The following is a 22457-nucleotide window of genomic DNA, read 5'->3' as shown; positions in this document are numbered from 1 at the left end:
AACGAAGGAGTTGGCAACCTTCAATATGAAAGCTTCTATGATTTAAAATAAGGCAGTTGCTCAATAAACTCCTTCGTATGATTGTCACCAAATTCATGCAATAGTGCATAAATCTTTTTCAATCGTGCATCAATATCGTGATTCAACTCATCATAATGATAAGGTATATAAGGTAAATGCGCCCGAAATAAATTGTGCCCTTCAAGCCCATTTAATTGTTGAAAAAGCTTTGTAAAAATACGTGCAACAGCAGGCTCTAGTTCCACTTTAAATTCATTAGACGATAAATTTGGTATATGGCTGCATGTTAAATCTGTTACCGACACATACATTTTACTTTTATTCACACAAATTCTCCCTTCAATTTTTTCTTATCATTACCCGAAGCAGTAATTCATATTCACAGGTATAGCTAAGTGAATGGAATTTGCTTATAATGAATACGAGGTGAATAATATGAATCTTGCACTAGTTTTTATAGTAGTAATTTCCATTATGACAATGTTTGCAATTGCGATTGTTTGGGTTGCGCGCCAAAATAATTTTTCGGCAAAGCAAACCATTGACCCAATGCCAACAAAACATGAAAATGAGCCGCCTAAAAAATGAAATATCCCTTTATTTGGTTAATTAAATTTTACCGTCAGTATATTTCACCTATGACGCCGCCTACTTGTCGCTTTCATCCAACCTGTTCAAGTTACGGTCTTGAAGCGTTTCAAAAGCACGGGGCAATTAAAGGTATTATTTTAACAACAATGCGCATATTAAAATGCCACCCTCTCCATCCTGGTGGCTTTGATCCAGTACCCGAAAAATGGCCTTCGAAAAAAAATTAAATTTCGAAGGCTTTTTTTATTGTTTTTTTCTCTTAATTAAGTTATGATAAAAAACGTAAATCGTAACAATTACTATTTAGGAGAGTTAATATGAAAAAATACACTTATTTCTTTTTATTTGCAATCATCGCATTACTAACAGCATGCAGCAGCGAAAATCAGCAAGCATCCGATGATACTTTATCTGTTTATACAACCGTTTATCCACTTCAATATTTCACTGAACGCATCGGTGGTGATTATGTAAAAGTAGAATCTATTTATCCAGCTGGGGCAAATGAACATTCGTTTGAGCCTACACAAAAAGATATGATGGCACTGGCAGACGCTGACTTATTCTTTTATGTTGGACAAGGCTTAGAGGGTTTTGTTGAGAATAGTAAAAAAACTTTAGCGAATGAGCATGTGAAGTTGGTCGCTACAGCAGATAAAATAACAGAGGATCAGTTCCATATTTCTACAGGTCACGTGCATGCTGAGGGTGAACATGATGAGGAGCATGAAGAACATGAAGATCATGAGGAGCATGGACATCAAGACCATGATACGCATGTTTGGTTATCACCTATCCTGTCAAAGGAGTTGGCGTTATCAATTAAAAATGAACTCGTTGCTATGTTGCCAGAGCAGCAGGAACTTTTCACAAAAAATTACGAACAGCTAGCCGCAGAGCTTGATGCACTTCATGCTGATTTTGAAGCAATGGCAGCAAAAACAACAAAGAAAACATTTTTCTTATCGCATGCGGCATTCGGTTATATCGCAGGGCATTATGGCTTTAAGCAAATTCCTATTGCAGGCCTAAATTCTCAAAGCGAGCCTTCACAAAAGCAATTAGCAGCAATTGTAGATTTAGCTAAGCAGGAAAACATCCAATACCTATTCTTTGAACAAAATGTTTCCTCAAATTTAACGTCAGTTATTCAGAAAGAAGTTGGCGCAGAGGCATTAACATTGCATAATTTAAGCGTTTTAACAAAGGAAGACATTAAAAATAACGAAAACTATTTCACATTAATGCAACGCAATCTCGAGCAGCTTGCGAAGGCATTGCAATAAAGTGAATCTTCAATCAGTGGGGGTTTTTCTCATCCCCCACTTCACCAATCGGGTTTTGACAGGCTGTTGATCCCCTCTTAAACATCTTCATTTCACTATATATTTTGAAGTAGCGGGTATTACAGCCTGTTAATACGGGATAAAGAGAAGCGTTCACACATGAAAATGGCTATTAGAAAAAACAGCAAATGCGCTGCTCTTCTAGTAGCCATTAATATTTGTATTGCTTACTCGTCTATTTCGAAGCCTTCCATATCGATTCCCATTAAACTTACAAACTTTGCTTTGTCCATAGTATTATAATCGTCACCTTTAATCTTGAATAATAACCGGTGCGAATCATTTAAGACTTGTAATGCTGGATAAGATATATCTTCATACTCGAATGCTTGACTTTGCTTCTTGTATTTAAATATTGGTGCATTTTCATATCTACTATCACCTTTAAAAAATGCAGTGTATCTTTTCTCTGACATTTTGTTGTAGCTCCTTTTAATTGCTGTGAACTCACATTAAAAGCATATTATAATGGTAGACAATTCCCACAGACCTCTACTCTATGCATCATATACTAATTGCTTCTTTTATACTTTCTTTACATATCGCTAACCTAAGTGATAGCTAAATGCAATATAAATATAAAAAGCTTGTAATACTAATTATACATTAGGTAATTTAAATTGCTTATCCATTTTAAAGCTTTTCGCAAAAGTTAAGAATGGTAAATATGAATAACTGCTCGGAAAGTGAGATTTTCGAGCAGCTTTCTATCATTATTCTGATATTAATTCGATAAGTTTCCTTCTCAACAGCTTATTAGAGCCATTACGTGGTAAGCTATTAACGAAATAAAATCGCTTTGGTAGCTTATAGCTTGCGAGCTTTTGCTGGCAAAAGGCAATTAGCTCCTTCTCCGTGACAGCTTGCTTTAATACGACAAAGGCAATTGGTACTTGTCCCCATTTTTCATCTGCGATACCACAAACACCTGCTTCTAATACATTCGGATGTGCTAGCAGAGCGTTCTCAATTTCTGCTGGGTAAACATTTTCACCACCAGAAATAATTAAATCCGCACGACGATCGACAACATATAAATAGCCTTCATCATCTAAATAGCCGATATCTCCTGTTAATAGCCAGCCATTTTCTGTGCTTGACCGCTCTGTAAAGCGACCGATATAGCCTGGAGTAACATGTGGACCGCGAATGCAAATTTCCCCTTCAACAAATGGTTCATCTGTGCCAGCAATGCGAATTTCATTAAAAAATAGCGGCTTACCTGCTGAGCCAAGCTTATGCAGTGCATCTGCACTTGTCAGTGTTGCCGTTTGTGACGATGTTTCAGTCATTCCATATGTTTGCACAACAGGTAGCTGCACTTTAGCTGCTCGCTGTAAATAATCAACCGGAATTGAGCCACCACCTGCAAGCACCGTTTTAAAATGAGGGTGTGCCTGCAATTGCAAGCGTTCCATCTCGCTTAAAACACGTTCAAGCATGACCGATACAAGCGATATATTCGTTACATTTCCCGCTGCAATCTCCTGCACACAAGCCTGTTCATCAAACTTTTCATACAAGCAAACCGTTGCCCCATAAAGTAACGAGCGCATTAAAATAGAAAAGCCACTAATATGAAAAATAGGTACTGTACAAAGCCAAACATCCTGCTCTGTAATGCCTAAATTTAATGCCGAGCTAATCGCACTCATGCTGTGATTTTGCACGGTTTGGCGTACTCCTTTCGGAAAGCCTGTCGTGCCAGATGTATACATAATCGAAATTGTTTGCTCATCATGCCACTCTGACGCAATATCTACTTCAATCGCTTCAGCCTCAATTAGTTGCTCAAATGTAATTGCCTCTATATTTTGCGGTAATTTATGCACTTCACTTACCGCTACTAATACAACAGCGACTTGCGCATCCTCAATTTGATAGGTAAGCTCCTCCGCTGATAAGCGTCCGTTTAAAAGCACCATTTCTAACTGCAAATGCATACACCCATAAATCACTTTAATAAGCTCTGGCGTAGAAGGAGCTAAAATCGCCACTCGCTCCCCTCGCTTAACAAACGCTGACAACTGGCTAGCTTTATATAATGCTTCCTCATGCAATTGCTGAAAAGTCCAACTCTGCTCTCCGAAGCGAAGTCCAATACGATTTGGTGTTAAATAGGCACGCTGTTTTATCCAATTTGGCTGCATTTTGATACGCCTCCTTCATTGAATTATTGTAGCATATTGTGTAGGTACCCGGTACACACGTTACTTAGTCCTCTAACAAAAACGTTATCGCAATAAATAAGGCAAAGCTTATTAACAATGCTGTTCCACCAGCAATAAATGTAATTAACGTAAACACTTCATTAAAATGAAATGGATTGATATTGTAAAATAACATACCAATTGTTAATCCCACTGAGCCAATTATCGTCATCCAGCCATGTAAGGATACTAGCTTTTTTACACGAACACGATAAACTTTATAAAATAATCCCCAAGCAAAAACTGATAACCAGCCAACGACAAGCATATGCGCATGAATTGCTCTAAACTGATAGTTGCCTGACCCGGCCATATCAGAACCTAATACTGCACCTATTAAACCAAAAATTGCTGCTAGACGAATTAATCGTTTACTCCATGTTTTTTCCATAAAAAATACCTCCATATCGTTTCATATGGAAGTATTATATCGATGCTTTCTGAACTCAAGCTGAACTGTTATGCTATTTTGGTAATTTAATTAGTATGGTTGTTCCTTTATTTTCTTTACTATTTATTTCAATTTGACCATTGTAAAAATGAACAACCTCTTGAACAATCGCTAACCCTAAGCCTGTTCCTTTCGTTTGCCGTGCCTCATCCACTCGATAAAAACGTTGGAAAATATGCGGTAAGTGCTCTTGTCCAATACCAATACCTGTATCAGAAATTTCTATTGTAATTGCTGACTGTTCATTTAGTGCCTTAATTGTGATTTCTCCGCCCTTACGATTATATTTTATAGCGTTTGAAATGAGGTTTTCCCAAACATTTTCGAGCAATGTTTCATCACCCTCAAATATTACTTCATCTAATTGAAGCCATACCGCAAGCTCCTTTTGCTCAATCATCCATTGGCTTTTCGTAATAGCTCGTTCGATTTGTTCCGTAATATTGATGGCTTTTTCACTCTTTTTATAGGCAAGCTGATCCAATGAATTTAATAATAGTAGCTGCTTTGTTAAGTTTGACAGACGGCTTGTTTCAGCTTCAATAATACCTGCATAATGTAATCGATTTTCATTGGTCAGCTCTTTACCTTTTAATAAATTGGCATAGCCATTAATATTTTGTAATGGTGTTTGAAAATCATGAGACACATTGCGAATAAAGCTTTTGCGTGTTTCATCCTGTTGCTTTAAATCCTGTGTCATTTTATTAAAGCTTTTTGCTAATAATCCAAGCTCATCTGTGCGTGCAATTTCTATTTCTACATCATAATTTTCCCTCGCTACTTGCTTCGTCGCTACTGTTAAAGCACGAATTGGCTTCACTAAATACCAAGCAGCAAGCAAAATGGCAATTAAACTAATAATTAATGAGATGAGCATCATATTGCCAAGTACAACATGCATTTCATTAAATAATAAACGTATATCTGGTCGTGCAAATAACGCATATTTTTCCCCTTTATACGTAAAAGGTACGCCTACTGAATTCGTTAAATCATTGGCGAAAAAGCCAGTAATAAAAAGCTGGCGTGGATAATCGCGCATTCCATGATAGATTTGCCCTTCAATAACAGCTTTCTTCACGCTATCATCAAGCTCTTTTAAACGAAAATCACTGCCATAAAATGCATCTTGTCCTTGTGCATTTACAACATATAATTGATAACCAACATTCGCCAATGTTTGCAAATAAGCTTCTAAATTTAGCGGTTCATTTTCCATAATATATTGTGTCATATCTTGAACTATTGCTATGTTTTTCGCATCGTTTTGCTCTTTAATGACGCGATGATAATAGGCATTTGTTGCAAGCAACGCTAATATACCGCTGAAAAACATAATCGCCAATGTAACCACAATATACTTAAAATATAAAGTAGAATAAAACTTCATTGTACTACCTCAAGCTGGTAGCCAACACCACGAATTGTTGTAATTTGTACAGTGCTATTGAGGCGCACAAGCTTTTCTCTTAAACGTTTAATATGCGTGTTTAGCGTATCATCACTTACATAATCAAGTCCCCATACTTGCTCCATTAAATATTCTCGCTGAAAAATTTGTGCTCTACTCGCAAGAATTGCTAACAACTCAAATTCCTTCAGTGGTAATAAGAGCTTCGTTTGACCTTTGATAACTTGCAATGTGCGACGATCAATAAGTAAATCACCCACTTCAATCGCTGCTTCTGTTGGTTTATCATAACGTCTTAAAATTGCTTGGATACGAAATAGTAATTCATCTGGCTCAAAAGGCTTTACTACATAATCATCTGCCCCAATAGCAAAGCCCTCTCTCTTATCCTCCAATTGCCCTTTAGCAGTCAATAACAAGACGGGTATTTCCCATTCCTCTTTTAATTTTTCAGTTAATTGTAAGCCATCCATCCTCGGCATCATCACATCGACAACTGCTAAATCAACATCTTCTGTCATTTGCTGCAATGCTTCGATGCCATTTGAAGCGCATATAATATCGTAATGCCAAGATTGTAAATGGAGCTTTACTAATTGCAAAATATGCTGATCATCATCTACAACTAAAATTTTTCGCATTGTTTTATCACCCTATTGTGCATTATGCCATGCACTATATAAAATTGCGAGCGATGATTTGCATAAATATATAAAGAGGCTATCAAGCGCTTTGCTTGATAGCCTCTTTAACATTAAAGTTTAAATTGCTGGATATGCTTATTCAGTTCTTCTGCCATTTTTGACAGCTCATTTGAACTCTTTGCCACTTCTTCCATTGTTGCAGTTGTTTGTTGCATCGTTGCAGATGTTTGTTCTACACCAGCCGCGGATTCCTCCGCCACTGCTGCAATTTCGTCTACTGACTTATTAATATTAGCTGAATTTTCAACAATTTGTGCTAAGTTTTGCGACACCGTTGAAATATTTCCAGCCATAGAGGAAATCGCCTCCTCGATTTCATTAAATGTTCGACTAGTTTCTGCAATTTGCTCTGTGCCGTTTTGCACTTCACCATAGCTAGATTTTAATGAATTGGTCACCGTATCTGTTTCCTGCACAATTTCCTCTACGATTTTTGAAATATCTATAACGGAAATAGATACTTGTTCTGCTAATTTTCGTACTTCATCTGCTACTACTGCAAATCCTTTTCCTTGTTCCCCAGCGCGCGCTGCTTCAATTGCTGCGTTTAGTGCTAAAAGATTCGTTTGGTTAGCAATATCATTAATAACAAGCACTAATTGTGAAATTGCTTGTGTTTTATTATTTAAACCTTCTACATTTACAACTGCTTCATGCACGATATCATCAATTTTCGTCATTTGCTTTGTAGAGGCTTCCATTAAAGTTCGCCCAGTAGATGTTAAATTTAAAACATTGCTTGAATGCTGCTGGGCATCCTCACCACTTTTATTGGCTTCTCTTGCGTTCGCAACAAAATCATCCATATGGCTAGCTAAGTCACTTGCATTACTTGCTTGTGCCTCTGTTCCTTCTGCAATTTCATTCATCGTCAGCGCAACTTGCTCCGTACCTTCTTTTACTTCAACGGCTGATTGCAGTAGCTCCTCACTATGCGATACTACTTCATTTGAAACGTTTTGGATTTGTTGCATCATACCGCTTAATTTTTCAGTTAAAGTATTAGCTGCTAGCGTCAATGTACCTATTTCATCCTTTGACGTTACCTCTAGTGCTTCTGCTGTTAAATCTCCATCAGCAATGCTGCTTATGCGCTCTGAAATCTGTTTTACTGGTCTAGAAACAGATACAGCAATATAAGTTCCAACTATTAGTGACAAAATAATAACAACGACAACAATCACAATATTCGTTATCGTTAATGCACGAATATTATTCATAAGGATGTCCCCTTCATTGCGAATAGAATCCTCACGACCTGATGCCAATTCTTCAAATCCTACTTGAATGTCGCGCGCCTCTGAAGCAGATTGGCCCATTAAGTTACTAATTGCTAATTCCTTATTACCTCTTTCATAAACAGCAAAAACATTTTCTTCTATATCTTCTCGCCAGTTCTTTGCTCGAGCAGATAGCTCTTCTAATCTATCCGACTGCGTAATTTCACGTACTTTTGCTTCAGTTTCCAAAGATGTGTTTGTATATGTATCAAAACGATCCTTATACATCTTATCGCCTGATAATATATAGCCACGGGCAGCAGCAATACGGGAGGACATGGAGTTAGCTAAATGTTGGTCATAGATTGATAATTCTAACTCTGTTTTTACAATATACTCGATTTTCTTATCTATTTTTATATTCGAGTAAGTTGTGTATACGCTTTGCGCTAAAATAATGACTAAAACCACAATAAATCCGAACAAGATTTTTGCGCGTAATGTTTTAAATTTCATAGTTATTTTCCCCCTTCTATTCTGCATTAAGACTCTTTTTGTGCATTAATATTTTAAATTTTTTTGAAAAAATCACCTTCCTTAAATTTTAGATATCTCGCGATTAAATTGCATGATACATATTATTAAATGTATATATACAAAATCTAAACAAAATACATATAAGGTAATAATATACATAAATTGCTATTTATATAATCTAATGACTAAATTTAGTAAACATATTATATAATTTATAATATAACTTTTCAATGGCGCTTAGTAGTATTCTCTGTCATTAAAAGTATAAATTTAAAAATAAACTAGGTCTAAAGTTTCATTAAATGCTTATTTCGATATTTTTTTGCATAAAAAAAGCAATCCAATATTGAAATTGGACTGCACATGTTTCATTTTAATTTTAGATTCATATCAAGGGAATCTTGGGAATTGACCGAAATCAGGTTTGCGTTTTTCTTTAAATGCATCGCGTCCTTCTTTCGCTTCATCCGTTGTATAATACAGTAATGTAGCGTCACCAGCCATTTGTTGAAGACCTGCTAAACCATCTGTATCAGCGTTCATTGCCGCTTTTAAGAAACGCAATGCTGTCGGCGACATTTCAAGCATTTCCTCACACCATTGTACTGTTTCATCTTCAAGCTCTGCATATGGTACAACTGTATTAACTAAGCCCATATCTAATGCTTGCTGTGCGTCATATTGACGGCATAAATACCAAATTTCACGCGCTTTTTTATGACCGATAATACGTGCTAAGTAGCCTGAACCATAGCCAGCGTCAAATGACCCTACTTTTGGTCCTGTTTGACCGAAGCGAGCGTTATCTGCTGCAATTGTTAAGTCACAAACAACATGTAAAACGTGGCCTCCACCAATTGCATAGCCCGCTACCATCGCTACAACTGGCTTTGGAATTACACGAATTAAACGTTGTAAATCAAGAACGTTTAAACGTGGAATTTCATCATCGCCTACATAGCCGCCATGTCCACGTACTTTTTGGTCCCCACCTGAGCAGAATGCATGCTCACCTTCACCAGTTAAAATAATAACGCCGATATGTTTATCATCGCGCGCACGCGTAAATGCATCGATTAATTCCATTACCGTTTTTGGTCGGAATGCATTTCGTACTTCTGGACGGTTGATTGTAATTTTCGCAATCCCGTTATAAAACTCGTACTTAATATCTTCATACGTATGTAATGAAGTCCATTGACGTGTCATGAAAGTTACCCCCTAAATTTCTTGGAATGTTTCCTTTACTATTGTAGCAAACTCTACGAGATTTTCCACATGTATTGCATGCCCAGCACCTAGAATTGTTTGATGCTTTACTTTTGTAATATGCTTCTCCATTTGCTCGGCGATTGCAACAAACTTTGTATCAAGCTGCCCTGTTATTAATGTAACGGGCATTTTTAGCTCATTTAATCTGTCCCATAGCTGTGGCATCACACCTGTACCCATGCCACGCAAACTATTAGCAAGACCTATCTCCCGCTGCTGTAAACGCTCTTCACGTACTGCCTTCTGCACTTCTTGCGGTAATTGCCTTTGTGATGCGAATAGCGGTATGTCCTGCCATTTATCAATAAAAGCAATAAGGCCATTTTGCTCGATTTCAGTAGCAAGTGAATTGTCTGCCTCCTGTCGAGCTAGTCGATCTTCTACATTTTCTAACCCTGGCGATGCACTTTCTAAAATGAGCTGTTGAATTCTATTTGGGTAGCGTACAGCATACGAAAGGGCAACACGCCCCCCAAGCGAATAGCCAAGCAAAATGATTGAATGTAAGCTAAGGTGTTCAAATAGGTTTTCTAAAAGCTCCACCTGTGCATCCATCGTATACTGCCCCACATCCTCTGGTGCCGAAGTTTTGCCATGTCCAATTAAATCAATAGCAATTACACGTGCTGCAATATTATTTGCAAGCTGTAGCCAAGTATTTGAACTACCTGTAAAACCATGTAAGCAAACAATCGTTGGTGATGCAGCATCATTCCAGCTACGCACATGCACCTTTATACCGTCTATTTCTGTAGCCATGCGTTCAGCTCCTCACCAATACGCTGCCATAATGCCCGGTGTGACTCAACATTTACAGCGCGATCTGTCATTACTTCTAACAAACGAATTGGCTGCGCCTTATTTGCTTGTAAAGCCGCTTCAAATGCCGCTAGATTTTCCAAACAATCATACTGAACATCATACATTGCTGCAAGCTGCCCAAATGTTAAAGCTGTTGGTGTACCAAATAAATCTTCATAGTGCTCCTCAATATTCGCCTGCGGTAAATATGAGAAAATGCCTCCGCCATCATTATTCATGACCACAATAGTTAAATCATTTGCTTGATAGCGTGAAGCAACAAAGGCATTGGCATCATGTAAAAAGGCTAAATCTCCAATAATTAAATACGTTGGACGTTTGTGCACTGTACTAAAGCCAAGCGCTGTTGACGTAACACCATCAATACCGTTCGTTCCACGATTCGCAAAAATACGAATATCCTTCGTTGTCGCTAAGAAAAATGTGTCAATATCACGTATTGGCATGCTGCTACTAACGAAAACATCACTACCATCAGGGATAAGCTCAAGCATCTTTTGGACAAATGCTCCCTCATCCTGTGTATGCTCTATATATGCTGCAATATGCTTTCTTGCAATAAGCTCAGCCTGTTGCCACTGTGCTAAATAATCATCAGCCTCTGATTGTAATGTCAGGTGCTCCAACCACTCACCTGGCTTGCCTTGAATGAAATGCGTCGATATATTTGTAGAATCACGGAACAGTGCATCCTCATCAATAACGATATAATTTGTAGGCATCGTTTGCGTTAAAAACAGCATTAAAAACTTCGAAACAGGCTGTGCACCAATTCGTATAACAGTTTGAGCTGCTACCGCCCCTTTAAAATGCTCGTTTTTCAATATTGCATCATATGTTGAAATAACATATGGCAGACAATCTTCTGGTACTCCACCGCGCATATTTGCTAAACCTTCAATTAATACAGGCCATTTGCATTTCCTAACAAAAGACCAAAGTGGAATTAAATCTACTCCTAATGGCAATTCACCAATGATGATAACGCCTTTTTTTGTCGTGTTAATCGTTTGCGCTAAAAAATTACACGCTTCTAATGATGGCGTACCTTCCTGCATAAAGCTCGCTTTAAAAGTTAACTCAGGTAAGCTCTTAAAATCAATCAATAAAGGCTCTCGGAATGGTATGTTAATATGCACAGGTCCAAACGGTGCTGATGAAGCTATTGCTACTGCACGCCCCACATGATGTTCAATAAAAGGCAAAGTTTGAGGTGCGGCATCTGGGATTGGAAACTCCATCGAATACTTCACATGCTCGCCATATAAACGAATTTGGTCAATTGTTTGGGGAGCCCCAACCTCTCGCAATTCGTGTGGCCGATCCGCTGTCAACACAATTAATGGTACACGGGCATATTTAGCTTCAATTATTGCTGGAAAGTAATTAGCTGCGGCAGTACCAGATGTACATAATAAAACAACTGGCTTTCCTTCCGCTTTAGCGATACCTAATGCATAAAAAGCTGCGGCGCGCTCATCAATTTGACGGTGCATCTTTATGCTTTTTGTTGATGCAAAAGCATAGGCAAGAGGCGTTGAGCGTGAGCCTGGGCTAACAACTACTTCCTCTACCCCATGCTGCAATAAAGAAGCGACAATGCGATACACATAATTTGTTAATATTTCACGTTCACTCATGAACTGCTCCTCCTAGTGCGCGCAACATCGGTCTGAATTTTACTAATGTTTCCTCATACTCTGACTGCGCTTCAGAATCTGCTACAATACCGCCACCTGCATATAAATAAGCTGCATTTCCAAGCAATGCGGCTGAACGAATTGCCACAGCAAACTCACCGTTGCCATCCGCATCTAGCCAGCCAATGGGAGCGGCGTAAAGCCCTCTATTCATCGGCTCCGACTCACGAATAATTTTCATTGAATCATTGCGTGGTACGCCACCAAGAGCCGGTGTTGGGTGTAAGTCCTTCACTAACTGTAAAATTGTTGCGCCTTCTACAAGCTGCCCTTCAACAGGCGTATATAAATGTTGAATATCACGAATTTTTAAGAGCTTCGGTTGCTTTGGTACTTTTACAGCTGTACAGTTTTTCTCAAAGGTTTCTGTAATCATTTCAACGACATAATGATGCTCACCACGATTTTTATTATCTTGTAACAAGCTATTTCCTAATGCTTGATCTTCCTCGGCTGTTGCACCGCGCTTGATCGAACCTGCGACACAGGATGAATAGGCTCGTCCATTTTCAACCTTTACTAAACGCTCTGGTGATGCACCGAAAAATAGCATGTTTGCATGTTCTACACCGAATAAATAACTTTCAGGCTGTTCATTGACAACATGTGACAAAATTTGCGGCGATGACACAGCCTCCTCAAATTGCAACGCTAACGAGCGCGCAATAACTACTTTATCAGCCTCTTGTGCTTTGATTTTTGCTGTCACTATGTCTATTGATTGTAAATAAGCATCTTTATAAGGCTCGCTATACGAAGTAATTTGTGGCTTCCCGTATGTTTTGACTTCTTTCACTTGCGCCGCATGAATTAAATGATCGCGTTGCTTACGCAGCTCCTCAAATTGCAGTGCCGCATTTTCTCCATCCGTTATTAAATGAACGCTAACATACGCTTTATCATTACGAATCATTAGTTGGAATGTTGCAACTGTAAAATAACTCTCTGGAAAGTCAATCCATTCACCCGCTATTTTGTTTTCTGGGTCAAATGTAAAGCCTCCAAATAAAATTGGCTGTAATTCCTCTTCCGTTACAATATTTTTCGTTAATTGCTTCCACTGTTCTTCAACCTTATCAAAGCGCATATTCGATAAATTATTTGCAATAACATGCGCATGTCCTAAACCAACTAGTGTTAATGTTTTTTCTCGATTCTGCCAAAAATAGCGCTGCCCTTTATAAGACTCTTCTCCCGCAGCAAAAAAGGCAAGCGCCGATAAACGGCTTACCTCAATTGTTTCCATATAGAAGATTGTCCCAGCGTTCAAAGTGCCCACTTCTACCTCAGTGGCATTGTACCACTTTTGTTGCATGAAAATTCCCTCCGTTGTTGCAATGTAAACGTAGCTTTATTATTTGTCAGCCGCCTATTCGTGCGTAATCTGACTATCTATACTATCATATCACTTTTTTGTCCGTTGTAATATGAATAAACTTCAACCAACTTTCAGCAAGTCAATTACATCTATTAAATTATAGGATAAGCTTATACACTACCCATTTTTCTAATATTCGTTTAAAATAGATTCGATACTTTTTTCTTTATTCATATTGAATGAAGATAAGCTTTTGGCAAAAATTAAGAGAGAGATGGCCAAAGCGAAATTGATTTTGAGGGAGAGAAGTAAATTGACAAAGGTAATTGAGGCGGATCGGGGCTTTCAAGTATGGTGGCATTTAACGCGTCCACATACATTAACAGCTTCGTTCGTTCCTGTGTTTTTAGGGACTGCAATTGCTGCCGCTATTTCAAAGCATGACATTAATTTTTTATTATTTTTCGCCATGCTTATTGCCAGCATGTTAATTCAGGCGGCAACAAATATGTTTAATGAATATTATGATTATAAAAGAGGGCTTGATAACGAACACTCCGTCGGCATCGGTGGCACAATTGTTCGTCACGGTGTTGCGCCAAAAACAATTATGCTGATTGCGCTAGGTTTTTATGGCATTGCGTTATTACTAGGCATTTATATTTGTGCAGTATCGTCTTGGTGGCTTGCTGCTATAGGGCTTATTTGTATGCTAATCGGCTTTTTATATACAGGTGGACCTTTCCCTATCGCATATTCGCCTTTTGGTGAGCTTGTCTCAGGCGCAGTAATGGGTATGGGCATCGTATTAATTGCTTTCTTTATTCAAACTGGAACTGTGACATTTGAAGCGGTGCTATTATCCGTTCCAAGCATGATTTTAGTAGGTGGAATTATGCTTGCTAACAATATTCGTGACATCGTTGGCGATACGGAGGGCGGACGTAAAACGTTAGCAATTTTAGTCGGACGTGAACGTGCTATTACAATTTTATCGCTATTTTTCATGGTTTCTTATTTATGGATTATTGGACTTGTTGTGATTGATGATATTTCGGCATGGGCATTGCTTGTTGTCTTAAGTTTACCTAAGCCATTAAAGGCCATTGCGACTTTTAGAGCCTTCAAAGCCCCGAAAGATGTTATGCCTGCAATGAAATATACAGCACAAACAAACACTATTTTTGGCTTTTTATTAGGCCTCGGTTTATTAATTGCGCTTTTTCTATGATAGATTGACATTTTAAAAAAGTGTTGGGAAAACAGGCTTATACCTGGTTTTCCCAACACTTTTCTTATTTAAATGCTTGCGCTGCTGCTACAGCTTTTTTCCAGCCGCTATAAATATTTTCACGATGCCCCTCATCCATATCAGGCGTGAATTGACGGTCTAAATTCCAATACTTACTTATATCCTCAGTTGATTGCCAGTAGCCTACCGCAAGCCCCGCTAAATAAGCTGCTCCTAAAGCCGTTGTTTCATTAATAACAGGACGATCTACTGGTACATTTAATAAATCCGCTTGGAACTGCATTAAGAAATTGTTCGCTACTGCACCACCGTCAACACGAAGTTTCGCTAATGGAATATTGGCATCCACCTCCATTGCGCTTAGTACATCTTTTGTTTGATATGCTAATGATTCAAGTGTTGCACGCACAAAATGCTCCTTCGATGTACCACGTGTTAAGCCAAATACTGCTCCGCGCACATCTGAGTCCCAATAAGGCGTTCCTAGACCTACGAATGCAGGTACAACATAAACACCCTCTGTTGATTCTACACGCTCAGCGTATTGCTCTGACTCAGTTGCCGAACGGAACATACGTAAACCATCACGCAGCCATTGAATTGCAGAACCTGCTACGAAAATACTACCTTCTAAAGCATATGTTACTTTACCGTCTAAGCCCCAAGCGAGTGTCGTTAATAATCCATTATTCGATTTTACTGCTTTTTCACCAGTATTCATTAACATGAAGCAGCCTGTGCCATACGTATTTTTTACCATACCTTCCTCAAAGCATGCCTGCCCAAACAATGCCGCTTGCTGATCCCCAGCAGCACCTGCTATTGGTACGGAAGCTCCAAAGAATAATGATTCCTCTGTATAACCGTATACTTCTGAAGAAGGTCGAACTTCTGGTAGCATCACTGCTGGCACATTTAAAATTTCTAGTAATTCCTCATCCCATTTTAAATCGTAAATATTGTACATTAATGTACGTGAAGCATTTGAATAGTCTGTCACATGCACTTTACCACCAGATAATTTCCAAATTAACCACGTATCGATTGTACCGAATAGTAAATCGCCTGCCTCTGCCTGCTTACGTGCGCCTTCTACATTGTCTAAAATCCATTTCACTTTTGTACCTGAGAAGTACGCATCAATTAATAAACCTGTTTTATCGCGGAATAAATCATTGTAACCGTTTTCTCTTAGTTCCTCACAAATAGCATTCGTTTGGCGTGATTGCCATACAATCGCATTATAAACTGGTTTTCCTGTATTTTTGTTCCAAACAACCGTCGTTTCACGCTGGTTTGTGATACCAATTCCTGCGATTTGCTGTGAATCAATACTTTTTTCAGATAATACTGCTGCAATACAAGATAAGATGGAAGACCAAATTTCCTCTGCATGATGCTCTACCCAACCTGCCTGTGGGAAATATTGCTGAAACTCTTGTTGTGCTGTATGCACGATGCTGCCATTTTCATCAAATAAAATCGCACGTGAGCTTGTTGTCCCTTGGTCTAAAGCTAAAATATATTTTTTCTCTGTCATTAAAATTACCTCCGATTTAAAATTAATTATACATTAATCATGAGCATTTTTTACTGTGACTTGCGCTCCAACAAAGATGGCTGCCACAACAACTGCTAAAATCCAAAATGCGGCACTATTTTTGCCTTCAAAAATTTGCTGGAAAAATAATGCGCCGAAAGAGCCTCCAATAATTGGCCCGATTACTGGAACCCATGCATATGACCAGCCCGAATCACGCTTGCCTGGAATCGGTAAGAAAAAGTGGGCAATACGCGGACCTAAATCACGTGCTGGATTAATTGCATAACCAGTCGGTCCCCCAAGTGCCATACCAATCACAACGATTAACATCCCTACCAAAAATGGATTTAAGCCATCCGTAATTGTATTCGTTCCTAATGCTAAAATTCCTAAGACGAGAATAAAAGTACCAATCATTTCAGAAATCAAATTTGATAAAGGATGCTTAATTGCTGGCATCGTCGAGAATACAGCAAGCTTAGCATTTGGATCCTCCGTCCCTTTCCAATGTGGTAAATACATGAAATATACTAATATTGCACCTACAAATGCACCAATAATTTGGGCAACGATATAGATGGGTACATCCCCCCACGGGAAGTTGCCAATTGTTGCTAGCGCAATCGTCAATGCTGGATTTAAATGCGCACCACTAATTCCTCCTACTGAATAAGCAGCCATTGCTACTGCTAAGCCCCATGCGAATGTAATAACAACCCATCCGCCACCGTGACCTTTTGATTTGTACAATGATACGCCTGCAACAACACCACCACCAAACAAAATAAGAATCATTGTACCGATAAGCTCGGCTGTAAATGTAGACATCTTACATCCCCCTTTTAAATAATGTGTATTAAGCGAAGACACAAAAAAGACCCACATTTAAACAGCCTGCAAAACTTTTTTGCAGTTGAATAAATGTGGGTTCCTTTTCCTAACCACGCTTTTATGAACTTGTATTCATTCTAGATAAAAAATGAACAATAGTCAACCTATTTTTTGAAATTTTCCCATAATTTTTTATCGGATGTTGTAATGGCAATCGCACCAGCTGAAATCGCTTGTTCTATATGCTCTGTAGAACGAATTAATCCCCCTGTAATAACAGGTGTTTGCGTACGCTCATAAATTTCAGCAATCATTGATGGAATAATACCTGGTAGTAACTCGATATAATCAGGCTGCGCTGTTTCAATCATCGTATAGCTTTTTTCTAGGGCAATCGTATCAATTAAAAAGACACGTTGAATTGCAATAATACCGCGTGATTTTGCCTTAATTAACACATTGGAGCGCGTTGAAATAATGCCTGCTGGTCGAATATCATTACATAAAAAATCAGCAGCAAAATTATCTGTTTTCAAACCGTGAATCAAATCTGCATGTATAATTAATTTTTTACCATAGCGATCAGCCTCTCGCTTCAAGGAAAGCAACAAGCTAATATGTACCTCTAATAGCACAATATACTCAAAAGAGCTATTCAAAATTTCATCAAACTGCTTCACAGTTCGTGCCGCAGGAATAATTTTTTGCCTGTTAAAATGCATGCCATTCCCCCATCTAGAAAGGAAGCCGCACTTGATTTTCCTTATTAAAGGCGGCTTTCCTATCGATTATTTAGCTGTCGTTGCTCTTGTAATTTCTTTCTGTAGCTGTTCTTCATATTGTGCGCGCAGCTCTGCTGTCCAGCCGAGCTGCTTTGCCATTTCGTTTAAGATTTCTACTTTATACTGTTTAACAAGTGCAATATTAAAGAACATATACCCTGTACGACGAATCATAAAGTCATTTGGGTGTGTTACCATTTCATGCTCGATACTATAACAAAGCTGCGCATAAAGCCACGCCGGAAGAGCTGTATTATTATTTTTCATATAAGCTAACACCGTGTCTGCATTACTACCATACTGCTGTGCAATATATGCAGCCTGCTGCTCCGTTAATCCAAACTCGATACCTTTTTTCGTTTGTTTATAAATAAATGCCTTTAAATTACGTGAACCACCGATATCGCCACCGGAAATCACAATATTTTTTGTACTACATGGCGCAATATGCTTATTTAATTTTGGTGCCAAATCCTTCATTACCATATCAAGCACCGTTTCCGCCATTTTACGATAGCCTGTTAATTTCCCACCTGCAATAGTAACAAGCCCTGAAGCGGAAGTCCATACCTCATCCTTACGAGAAATCTCTGACGGATTTTTGCCATCCTCATGAATTAATGGACGCACACCAGCCCAGCTCGATTCAATATCCGCATCTGTTACTTGCACTTTCGGGAACATATAGTGAATGGCATCCATCAAATAATCACGGTCTGCCTGCTCAATATCCATATCACGCGCATCACCTTTATAAAATGTATCCGTAGTGCCTATATAAGTTTTACCATCACGTGGGATTGCAAAGACCATACGTCCATCTGGCGTATCGAAATAAACAGCCTGACGAAGTGGAAATTTGGATTCATCAAAGACGATATGAACACCCTTTGATAAAATTAAATGCTTTCCTTGCTGCTCTCCTTCGATTTTACGTACCTCATCAACCCACGGGCCAGCCGCATTAATAACTGATTTTGCTTGGATTGTAAAGTTAGTGTCACCAACTAAATCATAGGCAATAATGCCATTAATTTTTTTATTTTCATCGTACACAAATTGCTCTGCTTTTGCATAATTCAGCAAAGTTGCCCCTTTCGTGATTGCAGCCTTTGCTACCTCGATTGTTAATCGCGCATCATCCGTGCGATATTCTACATAGACACCACCACCAAGTAAACCCGATGTTTTTACTAAAGGCTCTTTACCTCGTGTTTGTATTGCATTTAACATAGAACGACGTTCAGAACGCTTTACACCAGCTAAGAAATCATAGACACGTAGACCTACATTCGTTGAAAATTTACCGAATGTACCGCCTTTATGAAACGGTAATAGCATCCAAATTGGCGTTGTTACATGTGGACCATTTTCATAAACAATCGCTCGCTCTTTTCCTAACTCCGCTACTTCCTTTATTTCAAACTGCTTTAAATAACGTAGTCCACCATGCACCAATTTTGTTGAACGACTTGAAGTTCCTGCTGCAAAATCCTGCATTTCTACTAAGGCAACAGATAATCCACGAGCGCTTGCATCTAATGCGATACCACAGCCTGTAATGCCGCCACCAATCACTAATAAATCGTATTCCTTACTTTGTAACTCCTCAATTGTTTGCTGACGTTGTAATGATGAAGCTGAACTCATAGTGTTTTCCTCCCCTATGCAACGAAAAAAGAGACTATTAAAAGCATATACACTTATCGCATATATGTCCTTAATGGTCTCTCAATCGCTCATACCAATTATTAACTTACCATTATTCTAATACGTATATTTAGAAAAGGCAAGTTAAAATATTATTTCGTTGCATAAGCCACAATACAATCATGTAAAAATTGTGCAGCCCCTGTTGCAACACGCTCATCATAATAAGCTGTAAAACGCTCATCAGCGACATACATTGCCGCTAATCCAGCATGTGCTTCCTTCGAGTAATCCTTCCAAGAAAACATCAGCCAACGTTTATGCAGCTCAGCTACTTCATTGCCTATTTCTGAGGCTGGACTACCATCAGCCATCGCCTCACGTAAACGCGCAAATAAATTTTGCTCTAGCTGCCCCATCTCTTCAAATTGCTGTTCTGTCATACCTCTTAGCTTGGCATTTGATGCGTCAACCGTTTCATCACCATAGCGTGTACGAATTTCCTCACCATACTTTTCTTCATTTTCTTGAATCAATTGCTCTTTAAAGCCTTTAAATTTTTCTTCGTTTGACATAATTGTTCCCTCCTGTAATGTGTGAATCGTGTGATCGACCGTTTGAAGCAGCTGCTGAATCATTGCACTTTTTTCTAACAAGTGCTGACGATGGCTCTTCAATGCGTTCATCACATTAAAATTCGGTGCATGAATGATGTCCTTAATTTGCTCTAATTTCAAATCAAGTGCTCGGTAAAATAGAATTTGCTGTAATAAATCAATTTCCCTTTGCGAATAAATTCGATAGCCGGCATCATTTTTCATCGCAGGAGACAGCAACCCTATTTCGTCATAATAGCGCAACGTACGTGTACTCACACCCGATATTTTAGCAAGTTCATTAATTTTCATCTGTCCATCACCTCTACGCTTACTATAAATGTTGACGTAACGTCAAGGTCAACACTTTATATAAAAAATTTTTCTTATCTGTTTATTTCACCACAAATTCTTTAAAATAGTTTATAACAGGGGGTTATACAACATATGAACATAACAGAGCAATTAAATTACGCACTTCAACTTAGAAAAGAAAATAAATTGATAGAATGCAATAAAATTTTACTACAACTAGCCGAACAAAATCCAAACAATGCTTATGTAAACTACCAATGTGCATGGAGCTTCGATAGTCTAGGGGAAGAAACAAAAGCAGTTCCTTACTACGAAAAAGCTATTCAAGGTGACCTAAATGACGAGGACATGGCAAACGCCCTTCTAGGACTTGGCAGCACATTTAGAACACTTGGCAAGTATGAAAAATCAAAGGAAGTTCTAAACAAAGCGGTCATACTATTCCCTAATAATCAAGCCCTGCAAGTATTCTATGCCATGACTTTATATAATTTAAACGATCATCAAAAAGCTATGGAGCTACTGTTAAATTGTATCGTAAACAGCTCTTCAGATATAAATGTGCAACAATATAAAAGAGCTATTCAATTTTATGCAGATAAGCTGGATGAGACGTGGTTGTAGAATGCCATCGGACCTATAAAATTTAAAGTTCCATTATTGTGCTTGTTTGATTGAAGGATTGCTTCGTTCTACATTTTTGCGACAAAATAGCTATTTCAATTTTTCTCAGAAAAACATTTCCATCTAATCATTTTCTCAAATATTATTAAATAGATAGGGGGTGAAAATAATTGAAATATAGACAGCTTGAAGCAATTGTAAGAAGAGTGGATGAACAGTATCCTGATTATCATTATTTTGTTGAGCAATATTCATTAACTACTGCTGGTATCGCAGGTGAGGACGAGGTTTTTTATTTTTTGCAGGAGCTTACTATGCCACATCGAATATTGCGCAACTTTTGTATAATCGATTCTGCATTGCACATGCAAGAGATTGATTTTATCGTTATTTTTTCGTCTTTAATTATTTGTTTAGAAGTGAAAAATATGACGGGGCAATTGAATTTTGATGTTGAGACGTCACAGCTTCTACGCACGCGGTCTGATGGTGTGGTGGAACGTTTTCCAAACCCTGTTGAGCAGCTAGGACGTCATACGCGTTTTCTTTCCTCTCTTTTCCCACATGTTCCTATAGTCGGTGCGGTTGTCATCGCAAATCGCCGCGCAATTATTGGTAGTCGAAGTCCCCATATCCCAATTTTCCATGCAGATTATATTTATAGCTTTATTGAAAATAGTTTAAAACAGTATAGCAGGCCTCTACTTGATTTAGATGTTTTTTATGAACAACATATAGAGTTGCGGTCTCCGCCAGTAAAGAGGTTTTTTTTCACATTAGCTCAATTAAAAAATGGTGTGTTTTGTTCAAAATGTGCTTCTAAAATGGCTTTTGTACATGGGAGATTTATTTGCTCATACTGCCACTTTCAAGATAAATTTGCATATTTCCAGGCACTGCATGATTACCGTCTATTAGTGGATACAAAAATAACAAATCAACAGTTTTGCAAGCTATGTGATATAGCGTCAAGGTATGTAGCAAAGCGTTTGCTAGCTTTTTTGCCTGTAGTAAAGCAGGGAAGGGCCACTTATTATGAAATTCCTGAACAAATTCTTACTATGTACCCCGACAAAAGTCATGATTCGCCCCATTAACAGGCCAATTCGCCCGTAAAACACCAAATAACGCCCGATTTAGAGTGGAATTCGATCGTAAACGACCTGTATTCGCCCGTAAATTTTACTAGTTCAATCTTTGTGGAGACAACAGAAAAAAGCAGGACACGTCTTATGACATGCACTGCTTTTTGGATGAC

The 22457-nt window shown here is 38.4% G+C and carries 22 protein-coding genes and 1 pseudogene; 6 read left to right on the top strand and 17 right to left on the bottom strand.

Annotated features, from left to right (window positions below; all coding sequences use genetic code 11):
- Window positions 1-35 precede the first annotated feature (35 nt).
- Window positions 36-347 carry a hypothetical protein gene (locus tag TY13_RS08545; RefSeq protein WP_042474405.1) on the bottom strand — a complete coding sequence of 104 codons (312 nt, stop codon included), beginning with the start codon at window positions 345-347 and terminating at the stop codon, window positions 36-38.
- Between the two features lie 109 nt (window positions 348-456).
- Here TY13_RS08545 and TY13_RS20675 point away from each other — a divergent pair, with 109 nt between their 5' ends.
- The 3 genes from TY13_RS20675 to TY13_RS08535 all read left to right on the top strand — a co-directional run bounded on the left by TY13_RS20675 (window position 457) and on the right by TY13_RS08535 (window position 1898).
- On the top strand, window positions 457-609 hold the full coding sequence (locus TY13_RS20675; protein ID WP_154661571.1) for a hypothetical protein: 153 nt from the start codon (window positions 457-459) through the stop codon (window positions 607-609).
- Window positions 606-839: a membrane protein insertion efficiency factor YidD gene (gene yidD / locus TY13_RS08540; RefSeq protein WP_042474403.1), complete on the top strand. Its 234-nt coding sequence runs from the start codon at window positions 606-608 to the stop codon at window positions 837-839. The genes TY13_RS20675 and yidD overlap by 4 nt, the downstream gene beginning before the upstream one ends.
- 90 nt (window positions 840-929) lie before the next feature.
- Window positions 930-1898: a metal ABC transporter solute-binding protein, Zn/Mn family gene (locus TY13_RS08535; protein ID WP_042474397.1), complete on the top strand. Its 969-nt coding sequence runs from the start codon at window positions 930-932 to the stop codon at window positions 1896-1898.
- A gap of 227 nt (window positions 1899-2125) precedes the next feature.
- On the opposite strand, the gene TY13_RS08530 is transcribed toward TY13_RS08535, so the two are convergent.
- The 11 genes and pseudogenes from TY13_RS08530 to TY13_RS08485 all read right to left on the bottom strand — a co-directional run bounded on the left by TY13_RS08530 (window position 2126) and on the right by TY13_RS08485 (window position 13603).
- Window positions 2126-2374, bottom strand: a complete 249-nt coding sequence (locus TY13_RS08530) for a hypothetical protein (RefSeq protein WP_042474395.1) — start codon at window positions 2372-2374, stop codon at window positions 2126-2128.
- Between the two features lie 297 nt (window positions 2375-2671).
- Entirely contained in the window at window positions 2672-4108 is a 1437-nt protein-coding gene (locus TY13_RS08525; RefSeq protein WP_042474392.1) for an o-succinylbenzoate--CoA ligase, read from the bottom strand.
- A gap of 64 nt (window positions 4109-4172) precedes the next feature.
- A complete protein-coding gene (locus TY13_RS08520; protein WP_042474391.1) occupies window positions 4173-4559 on the bottom strand; it encodes a hypothetical protein in 387 nt (128 codons plus the stop codon).
- A 73-nt stretch (window positions 4560-4632) separates the two neighbouring features.
- Window positions 4633-6012, bottom strand: a complete 1380-nt coding sequence (locus TY13_RS08515) for a sensor histidine kinase (protein ID WP_042474390.1) — start codon at window positions 6010-6012, stop codon at window positions 4633-4635.
- A complete protein-coding gene (locus TY13_RS08510) occupies window positions 6009-6674 on the bottom strand; it encodes a response regulator transcription factor (RefSeq protein ID WP_042474389.1) in 666 nt (221 codons plus the stop codon). Before TY13_RS08510 ends, TY13_RS08515 begins: the two co-directional genes overlap by 4 nt.
- A 113-nt stretch (window positions 6675-6787) precedes the next feature.
- A complete protein-coding gene (locus TY13_RS21295) occupies window positions 6788-7606 on the bottom strand; it encodes a methyl-accepting chemotaxis protein (protein ID WP_407637722.1) in 819 nt (272 codons plus the stop codon).
- 138 nt (window positions 7607-7744) lie between these two features.
- A pseudogene (locus TY13_RS21290) lies at window positions 7745-7957 on the bottom strand (HAMP domain-containing protein); the annotation flags it as partial.
- A 927-nt stretch (window positions 7958-8884) separates the two neighbouring features.
- Window positions 8885-9703, bottom strand: coding sequence for a 1,4-dihydroxy-2-naphthoyl-CoA synthase (gene menB, locus TY13_RS08500; protein ID WP_042474386.1), 819 nt, complete (start codon window positions 9701-9703; stop codon window positions 8885-8887).
- Window positions 9704-9715: 12 nt separating this feature from the next.
- The gene (gene menH / locus TY13_RS08495; RefSeq protein ID WP_042474384.1) at window positions 9716-10525 is read right to left on the bottom strand and encodes a 2-succinyl-6-hydroxy-2,4-cyclohexadiene-1-carboxylate synthase; all 810 of its coding nucleotides are present in this window, start codon (window positions 10523-10525) and stop codon (window positions 9716-9718) included.
- Entirely contained in the window at window positions 10510-12228 is a 1719-nt protein-coding gene (gene menD / locus TY13_RS08490; protein ID WP_042474382.1) for a 2-succinyl-5-enolpyruvyl-6-hydroxy-3-cyclohexene-1-carboxylic-acid synthase, read from the bottom strand. The genes menH and menD overlap by 16 nt, the downstream gene beginning before the upstream one ends.
- Window positions 12221-13603, bottom strand: coding sequence for an isochorismate synthase (locus TY13_RS08485; protein WP_042474379.1), 1383 nt, complete (start codon window positions 13601-13603; stop codon window positions 12221-12223). The genes menD and TY13_RS08485 overlap by 8 nt, the downstream gene beginning before the upstream one ends.
- A 316-nt stretch (window positions 13604-13919) precedes the next feature.
- Here TY13_RS08485 and TY13_RS08480 point away from each other — a divergent pair, with 316 nt between their 5' ends.
- Window positions 13920-14837 (top strand): 1,4-dihydroxy-2-naphthoate polyprenyltransferase, encoded by a 918-nt coding sequence (locus tag TY13_RS08480; protein ID WP_042474376.1) that lies wholly within the window; start codon window positions 13920-13922, stop codon window positions 14835-14837.
- A 64-nt stretch (window positions 14838-14901) separates the two neighbouring features.
- Here the strand turns inward: TY13_RS08480 and glpK are convergent, their stop codons facing one another.
- From glpK to TY13_RS08455, 5 genes are all read right to left on the bottom strand, one after another.
- The gene (gene glpK, locus TY13_RS08475) at window positions 14902-16398 is read right to left on the bottom strand and encodes a glycerol kinase GlpK (protein WP_042474373.1); all 1497 of its coding nucleotides are present in this window, start codon (window positions 16396-16398) and stop codon (window positions 14902-14904) included.
- A gap of 33 nt (window positions 16399-16431) precedes the next feature.
- Complete coding sequence (locus TY13_RS08470) at window positions 16432-17229, bottom strand: MIP/aquaporin family protein (protein WP_042474371.1); 798 nt, start codon at window positions 17227-17229, stop codon at window positions 16432-16434.
- A gap of 167 nt (window positions 17230-17396) precedes the next feature.
- Window positions 17397-17954 (bottom strand): glycerol-3-phosphate responsive antiterminator, encoded by a 558-nt coding sequence (locus tag TY13_RS08465; protein WP_042474369.1) that lies wholly within the window; start codon window positions 17952-17954, stop codon window positions 17397-17399.
- 66 nt (window positions 17955-18020) lie between these two features.
- Entirely contained in the window at window positions 18021-19664 is a 1644-nt protein-coding gene (locus TY13_RS08460) for a glycerol-3-phosphate dehydrogenase/oxidase (RefSeq protein WP_042474367.1), read from the bottom strand.
- 152 nt (window positions 19665-19816) lie between these two features.
- Entirely contained in the window at window positions 19817-20572 is a 756-nt protein-coding gene (locus tag TY13_RS08455) for a MerR family transcriptional regulator (protein ID WP_042474364.1), read from the bottom strand.
- Between the two features lie 135 nt (window positions 20573-20707).
- Here TY13_RS08455 and TY13_RS08450 point away from each other — a divergent pair, with 135 nt between their 5' ends.
- Both TY13_RS08450 and TY13_RS08445 read left to right on the top strand, forming a co-directional pair.
- Window positions 20708-21199: a tetratricopeptide repeat protein gene (locus TY13_RS08450; protein WP_042474351.1), complete on the top strand. Its 492-nt coding sequence runs from the start codon at window positions 20708-20710 to the stop codon at window positions 21197-21199.
- Window positions 21200-21369: 170 nt separating this feature from the next.
- Window positions 21370-22296, top strand: coding sequence for a nuclease-related domain-containing protein (locus TY13_RS08445; protein ID WP_042474347.1), 927 nt, complete (start codon window positions 21370-21372; stop codon window positions 22294-22296).
- The last annotated feature ends 161 nt before the right edge of the window (window positions 22297-22457 follow it).

It is taken from the genome of Bacillus ndiopicus (assembly GCF_000612805.1).
GTDB classification, from domain to species: Bacteria; Bacillota; Bacilli; order Bacillales_A; family Planococcaceae; genus Metasolibacillus; species Metasolibacillus ndiopicus.
This window is presented reverse-complemented; position numbering and strand designations above follow the sequence as displayed.

What these genes read in the sequence shown, in the direction of transcription:
- TY13_RS20675 (WP_154661571.1), top strand. Translation starts at nt 457, where the DNA reads ATGAATCTTGCACTAGTTTTTATAGTAGTAATTTCCATTATGACAATG.
- yidD (WP_042474403.1), top strand. Translation starts at nt 606, where the DNA reads ATGAAATATCCCTTTATTTGGTTAATTAAATTTTACCGTCAGTATATT.
- TY13_RS08535 (WP_042474397.1), top strand. Translation starts at nt 930, where the DNA reads ATGAAAAAATACACTTATTTCTTTTTATTTGCAATCATCGCATTACTA.
- TY13_RS08530 (WP_042474395.1), bottom strand. Translation starts at nt 2,374, where the DNA reads ATGTCAGAGAAAAGATACACTGCATTTTTTAAAGGTGATAGTAGATAT.
- TY13_RS08525 (WP_042474392.1), bottom strand. Translation starts at nt 4,108, where the DNA reads ATGCAGCCAAATTGGATAAAACAGCGTGCCTATTTAACACCAAATCGT.
- TY13_RS08520 (WP_042474391.1), bottom strand. Translation starts at nt 4,559, where the DNA reads ATGGAAAAAACATGGAGTAAACGATTAATTCGTCTAGCAGCAATTTTT.
- TY13_RS08515 (WP_042474390.1), bottom strand. Translation starts at nt 6,012, where the DNA reads ATGAAGTTTTATTCTACTTTATATTTTAAGTATATTGTGGTTACATTG.
- TY13_RS08510 (WP_042474389.1), bottom strand. Translation starts at nt 6,674, where the DNA reads ATGCGAAAAATTTTAGTTGTAGATGATGATCAGCATATTTTGCAATTA.
- TY13_RS21295 (WP_407637722.1), bottom strand. Translation starts at nt 7,606, where the DNA reads ATGAATGAAATTGCAGAAGGAACAGAGGCACAAGCAAGTAATGCAAGT.
- menB (WP_042474386.1), bottom strand. Translation starts at nt 9,703, where the DNA reads ATGACACGTCAATGGACTTCATTACATACGTATGAAGATATTAAGTAC.
- menH (WP_042474384.1), bottom strand. Translation starts at nt 10,525, where the DNA reads ATGGCTACAGAAATAGACGGTATAAAGGTGCATGTGCGTAGCTGGAAT.
- menD (WP_042474382.1), bottom strand. Translation starts at nt 12,228, where the DNA reads ATGAGTGAACGTGAAATATTAACAAATTATGTGTATCGCATTGTCGCT.
- TY13_RS08485 (WP_042474379.1), bottom strand. Translation starts at nt 13,603, where the DNA reads ATGCAACAAAAGTGGTACAATGCCACTGAGGTAGAAGTGGGCACTTTG.
- glpK (WP_042474373.1), bottom strand. Translation starts at nt 16,398, where the DNA reads ATGACAGAGAAAAAATATATTTTAGCTTTAGACCAAGGGACAACAAGC.
- TY13_RS08470 (WP_042474371.1), bottom strand. Translation starts at nt 17,229, where the DNA reads ATGTCTACATTTACAGCCGAGCTTATCGGTACAATGATTCTTATTTTG.
- TY13_RS08465 (WP_042474369.1), bottom strand. Translation starts at nt 17,954, where the DNA reads ATGCATTTTAACAGGCAAAAAATTATTCCTGCGGCACGAACTGTGAAG.
- TY13_RS08460 (WP_042474367.1), bottom strand. Translation starts at nt 19,664, where the DNA reads ATGAGTTCAGCTTCATCATTACAACGTCAGCAAACAATTGAGGAGTTA.
- TY13_RS08455 (WP_042474364.1), bottom strand. Translation starts at nt 20,572, where the DNA reads ATGAAAATTAATGAACTTGCTAAAATATCGGGTGTGAGTACACGTACG.
- TY13_RS08450 (WP_042474351.1), top strand. Translation starts at nt 20,708, where the DNA reads ATGAACATAACAGAGCAATTAAATTACGCACTTCAACTTAGAAAAGAA.